We start from the raw sequence: 6187 nt of genomic DNA on the forward strand, positions 1-6187 counted from the left end.
GCGCAGGTTCCAGCCGCGCGACGACCGCGTCGAAATGCCCGGCGAACACCGGAAAAACACGCAGCTCGGCCGCCATACCGGCCCACTGCGCACCCTGTCCGGAAAACACCAGACCCGTCGAACCCGGCACCACCCGGCCCGACACCACACCGGGCACGGACTCACCCGCGGCCAGCGCCCGCACACCCGTGAGCAGGCCGTCACGGTCACCGGCCAGCACGACGGCACGATGCTCGAACGCCGACCGCGTGGAGGCCAGCGACAGACCGATATCGAGCGGATCCGATTCGTCCGCAGACGCCTGTGCGATGTACCCCGCCAAGCGAGCGGCCTGATCCGCGAGTGCGGGACCGCTGCGCGCGGAGACCACCCACGGCAGCACGCCGCCCGCGGGCGCGCTTCGCACCACCGGGTTCGCCACCGCCTCGGTCGCCGGTGCTTGTTCGACGATCACGTGCGCGTTGGTGCCGCTGATGCCGAACGAGGACACCCCGGCACGGCGCGGACGGTCCCCCTCCGGCCACTCGACCGGCTCGGTCAACAACCGGATATTGCCCTCGGTCCAGTCGACTTTCGTACTCGGCCGATCGACATGCAATGTCCGCGGCAATACGCCGTGCCGCATCGCCATCACCATCTTGATCACGCCACCGACGCCCGCCGCGGCCTGGGCGTGACCGATATTCGACTTCAACGACCCCAGCCACAACGGACTGTCGGCGTCCCTGTCCCGGCCATAGGTAGCGAGCAGAGCCTGAGCCTCGATCGGATCACCCAGCGTCGTTCCCGTACCGTGCGCCTCGACCGCGTCCACGTCGGCCGCCGAGAGACCGGCATTGGCCAGCGCCTGCCGGATCACCCGCCGCTGCGACGGACCGTTCGGCGCGGTCAAACCATTCGACGCACCGTCCTGGTTCACCGCCGAACCCGCAAGGACCGCCAGAATCCGATGACCGTTGCGCTGTGCGTCGGAAAGCCGTTCCAGCACAAGCACTCCGACGCCCTCGGACCACCCCACACCGTCGGCGGCGTCCGCGAACGACTTGCACCGGCCATCCGGGGCCAAGCCGCGCTGGCGGCTGAACTCGACGAAGGTCTCCGGTGTCGACATCACCGTCACACCACCGGCCAGCGCCAGATCGCACTCCCCCGACCGCAGCGACCCCGCGGCCAGGTGCATCGCTACCAGCGACGACGAACACGCCGTATCCACCGTGACGGACGGGCCCTCGAAGCCGAGCACATACGAAACCCGTCCGGAGGCAATGGATCCGGCATTCGCGTTGGCCGGATAGTCGTGATACATCAGGCCGGTGAAGACGCCGGTCGCGCTGCTCCGCAACGACCTCGCGTCAATGCCGGAGCGTTCCAATGCCTCCCACGAGGTCTCCAACAGCAAGAACTGCTGCGGGTCCATCGTCGCGGCCTCGTTGGGGCTGATGCCGAAGAACGCGGGGTCGAATTCACCCGCCGAATGCAGGAAACCACCCTCGCGGCTGTAGGTGCTGCCCGGCGTTTCCCCGGTCGGATCGTAGAGTCGCTCGACGTCCCACCCGCGGTTCACCGGAAATTCCGAGGTCGCGTCGCCGCCCTCGGCCACCAACCGCCACAGATCCTCCGGCGATTCCACCCCGCCCGGATACCGGCACGCCATACCGACGATCGCGATCGGCTCCCGAAGGGCCGCGTCGAGCTTGCGATTGCGCGCCCGCAGTCGCTCGGTCTCCTTGAGCGAGACACGCAGCGCCTGCGCCAGCTTCTGCGTCTTGTCATCGGCGTTCGTCATTCTCAGTCCTCTGATGAGCCGTTGTAGGCCAGGTCGATCAGGTCGTCGATGTCCAGGTCGTCGATGGACTCGTCCGCGACGCTGCGATCGGTGCCGTCTGTTTCACCGCGCGATGTCCGCCCGTCCTGCGCGAGTTCCATCAACGCATCCAGCAGCCCCGCCTCCCGGAGCCGCGAGAGCGGGATCGTCCGCAGGGCCTGGCGAATCTCGTCCTCCGGCAACGCTTCCGACTCACCGGAGTCGTTCTCGGTGAGCATCTCGACGAGACGGTCGGCGAGTGCCTGTGGCGTCGGATAGTCGAATACCAGGGTCGCGGGCAGCGGCAGACCCGTAACGGTTTTCAGAACGTTGCGGAACTCCACGGCGGTGACCGAGTCGAAACCCAGCTCGTTGAACGCCTTGTCCACGTCCACGGCATGCGCGTGGTCGTGGCCCAGAATCGTTGCGACCTGGCCGCGCACGATCTCCACCAGTACCGCGAGACGCTCGTGGTCGGGGGTGTCGGCCAGCCGGGCGCGCAACGACGCGGCCGCGCCCGACGCCGCGGTGCGACGCTGCGGGACCACGTCGGTGAGCAGGCGCGAAACCATTCCGGCGGCGCGCACCGCAGTCGGATCCAATCGGGCCAGGACCAGCGTCGCGGCGTCGATCCGCGTCCCGGCGTCGAACAGGGCGAGACCCTGTTCCGCCGTCAACGGCAGCACACCGGAACGAGCTATCCGCTGCCGCGCGGCGGCATCGAGTTCGGCGGCCATTCCACCCTGCGCCTCCCACAGACCCCACGCCAGGGATTGCCCGGGCCGGCCGGCGGCCCGGCGATGCGCGGCCAGCGCATCCAGACACGCGTTGGCCGCCGCGTAGTTTCCCTGCCCGGCATTGCCGAAGGTGCCGGCCACCGAACCGAACAGCACGAATGCCTTCAGCGGGAGGTCCCGGGTCAGGTCGTGCAAATGCAGGGCGGCATCGACCTTCGGACGCAGCACCGTGTCCAACCGGTCGGGAGTGAGCGAACCGATCGCGCCGTCGTCGAGCGCACCGGCCAGATGGAAGACACCGGTCACCGGATGCTCCGCCGGGACGGTGGACAACGCCACGGCCAATGCCTGGCGGTCGGCGACATCGCAGGAGACGAAGTCGACCCGAGCGCCGAGCTGTTCCACCTCGGCGCGCAATTGTGCTGCGCCGTCGGCGGATTCACCGCGACGACTCACCAGCAGCAGCCGGCGCACACCGCGCGCGGTGACCAGGTGCCGGGCGAGCAGCCCGCCGAGATATCCGCTCGCACCGGTGATCAGGACGGTGTCGTCGGCGGTGAAGGAATCGTCCGGCGCCGGAGCCGCCGCGGGGGTGACGCGGGTCAGACGGGTGGCGTATGCCTGTCCGGCGCGGACAGCGATCTGCGGTTCGTCCGCGGCCGCCAGTCCGGCCGGCACGCCGGAGTCGGTATCGAGCAGGACGATCCGCCCCGGATGTTCGGTCTGCGCGGAACGAACGAGTCCGCACACCGCCGCGCCCGCGAGGTTCGTGATCTCCTCGCCCGCAACGGATACCGCGCCCTCGGTCCGGACCACCAGCACCGAATCGGCGAAGCGGGAGGTGGTCGTCCACTCCTGAAGGGTGTGCAGCACTGCGTGAGTCGCGGCACGGACGGCGGCGGGATCGTCACCGGCCGGGCAGTCCCACACCACGAGGCCGGGGACCTCGTCAGCCGGCTCTGCCCATCGGACCGTCGTCGCCTCGGCATCGGGGATCGATATCGGTGTCCAGCCGACCTGGAACAACGCATTCCGTCCGGCGGCCGCCCCGGTGGTGAGTTGTGCGGGATCGATCGGCCGAGACGCGAGGTGCCGCACGGCCGCCACGGGCATACCCGTCGAATCGGCGAGATCCAGAGCCACGCCGTGCTCGCCCTGCGGAGTGAGCCGAACCCGCAGCGAGTCGGCGCCGCCCGCGTACACGGTGACGCCCGACCATTCGAACGGCAGGGCGATGCCGGTCGTGGGCGCCTCCGTCGTGGCTGTCTCCGATGCCGAGCGCACGGCGTGCAAGGCCGCGTCGAGCAGGGCCGGATGCAGCCCGAATCCGGCCGCGTCAGCGCGCACGTGTTCGGGTACCGCCACCTCGGCGTAGATGCCGCCGGGCCCGCGCCAGACCGAGGTCAATGCCTGGAATACGGGCCCGTACCGGTAACCCTGAGCATCGAGTGCGTCGTACACACCGTCGATGTCGACAGCACTGGCGCCCGCCGGGGGCCACGACACCAGGTCGAAATCGGGCACCGTATCGTCCTGTGCGACAACGCCTTCGGCGTGCAACGTCCAGGACGGCATGGAATCGACCTCACCGTCGGGACACGAGAAGACCCGGACGGCGCGGCGTCCGGTGTCGTCCGGTTCATCGACCACCACCCGGATCGCGACCCCACCGGTTTCCGGGAGCGCCAAGGGCGCGCGCAGCACCAGTTCCTCGAGGGCCGGGCAGCCGACCTGGTCCCCGGCGTGCATCACGAGCTCGACGAACCCGGTCCCGGGAAACAGCACCGTATCCATCACCCGGTGATCGGCCAGCCACGGATGGGTGCGGACCGAGAGACGACCGCTGAGGGTGACGGCGCCGGAGTCGGGATGCGACACCATCGCCGAGATCAGCGAATGCCCGGTATCGACGAATCCCAGTGCCCGAGCGCCACCGTCGGCGGCCGCGGGCGCGACATTCGCCCAATACCGCCGATGCTGAAAAGCGTAGGTGGGCAGATCGACTCGACGGCTTCCGGTACCGGCGTAGAGACCGGCCCAGTTCACCTCGGCACCGGCGACGAACAGCGCGGCCACGGCGGCGATCAGGCTCGCGGCATCGGCCCGGCTCCGGTGAGCCAACGCAACCACGGCCGCAGCGCGGCCCACGGGCGGAGTGCGCCCGTCCAGGGTCTGATCGACCATCGGGTACAGGACGGCGTCCGGTCCGACCTCGGCGAAGCGGGACACTCCCATATCCGCCATCGCGGTGACCGCGTCCGCGAAGCGCACCGTGTCGCGAATCTGTCCCACCCAGTACGACGGATCACACATCTCGTCGACGACCTGCATACCGGTCACAGTCGACACCAGCGCGACGGTCGGGCGTGTGAACGTCAAACCCGCTATCGCCGTGGCGAATTCGTTGAGCATGGGTTCCATCAGTGGCGAGTGGAAGGCATGGGAGACGCGCAAGCGCCTCGTCCGCCATCCACGCTCGGCACTCGCCTCGACCACGGTGGTGACGGCGGATTCGGCGCCGGACAGGACCACCGAGGACGGACCGTTCACCGCCGCGATCGAGACATCTGCGGTCAGCAGCGGGAGCACATCCGCTTCGGACGCACCCACCGCGACCATCGCCCCACCCGCAGGCAACGCCTGCATCAAACGACCACGCGCCGCCACCAACACACACGCATCCCCGAGCGACAACACACCCGCCACATGCGCAGCAGCGACCTCACCGATCGAATGACCCGCCACCACATCCGCCCGCACCCCCCACGACTCCAGCAGCCTGTACAACGCCACCTCGAACGCGAACAAACCCGCCTGCGCGAACACCGTCCGATCGACCAACGCCTCGTCCGCCAACGCCGCCGACAGCGAAACGGTCTGTCCCAGAGCGGGATCCAGCTCGCGCACGATCGCGTCGAAGTGCTCGGCGAACACTGGGTAGGCACCGTACAGCTCACCAGCCATACCGGCCCACTGCGCCCCCTGCCCCGAGAACACCACACCCGTCGAACCCGGCACCACCCGGCCCGACACCACACCGGGCACCGGCTCGCCGCGGCCGAGCGCTCGGATTCCGGCCCGCAGGCCCTCGCGCTCGGACGACAACACCACCGCACGGTGGTCGAACGCCATCCTCGTCGCGAGGGAGAAGCCGATATCGGCCGACTCGTATTCATGGTCGGCGAGATGGGATGCCAGCCGCCGGGCCTGGTCGGCGAGCGCCGCACCCGTGCGCGCCGATACCACCCACGGCAGCACGCCACCGGCCGGCGCCGTCGTGGTTGCCGGTCGCGAGTCGGTCTCCGGGGCCTGTTCGAGGATGACGTGCGCGTTGGTGCCACTGATACCGAACGAGGACACACCCGCACGGCGCGGACGATCCACCTCCGGCCACGCCACCGGCTCGGTGAGCAACCGGATATTGCCCTCGGACCAATCGACTTTCGTACTCGGCCGATCGACATGCAACGTTCGCGGCAGTTCCCCATGGCGCATCGCCATGACCATCTTGATCACACCACCCACACCCGCAGCGGCCTGAGCGTGACCGATATTCGACTTCAACGACCCCAGCCACAACGGACGATCCGCAGCACGATCCTGCCCATACGTGGCAAGCAACGCTTGGGCCTCGATCGGATCACCC

The 6187-nt window shown here is 68.9% G+C and carries 2 protein-coding genes and 1 pseudogene; all 3 read right to left on the reverse strand.

Going from position 1 to position 6187, the window contains the following annotated elements; all coding sequences use genetic code 11:
- A partial coding sequence (locus NE2_RS32215; protein ID WP_167356812.1) for a type I polyketide synthase occupies positions 1-1786 on the reverse strand: 1786 nt, incomplete at its 3' end.
- A gap of 2 nt (positions 1787-1788) precedes the next feature.
- A complete protein-coding gene (locus NE2_RS32220) occupies positions 1789-6042 on the reverse strand; it encodes an SDR family NAD(P)-dependent oxidoreductase (RefSeq protein ID WP_233429948.1) in 4254 nt (1417 codons plus the stop codon).
- An 18-nt stretch (positions 6043-6060) separates the two neighbouring features.
- Positions 6061-6162, reverse strand: a pseudogene (locus NE2_RS37750) (hypothetical protein); the annotation flags it as partial.
- Positions 6163-6187 lie beyond the last annotated feature (25 nt).

The sequence above is a fragment of the Nocardia elegans NBRC 108235 genome, from assembly GCF_001612845.1.
In the GTDB taxonomy this organism is placed as follows: Bacteria; Actinomycetota; Actinomycetes; order Mycobacteriales; family Mycobacteriaceae; genus Nocardia; species Nocardia nova.